The organism is Flavobacterium collinsii, assembly GCF_902804485.1.
Lineage (GTDB): Bacteria > Bacteroidota > Bacteroidia > Flavobacteriales > Flavobacteriaceae > Flavobacterium > Flavobacterium collinsii.
The window spans coordinates 1-256 of the sequence record NZ_CADCST010000171.1; the positions used below are offsets into that span (position 1 = coordinate 1).

General features: G+C 43.0%; 1 pseudogene. It reads left to right on the forward strand.

What is annotated here, in order from left to right:
- Positions 1–256: pseudogene (locus FLA105534_RS23075) on the forward strand (hypothetical protein); the annotation flags it as partial.

Below are 256 nucleotides of genomic sequence, written 5' to 3' on the forward strand. Positions count from 1 at the left end.
AACAGCAGCCAATACCAGTGTAACCCCAATCAAAACGGGTCCATTGAGCATTGATGCAGACGGAGTATTAACCTTAGATCCAAACACTGTATCGGGCACTTACCAAATCACTTATACTATTTGTGAAGACGGTGCAACCCCTGTAAATTGTTCAACGACTACTGCTACAGTTGAAGTTAAAAATCCAATCGTAGCCAACATTGACAATACCTACCCAGTTCAAACACCGGGTACAACAACAGCAACCACAGTTGGA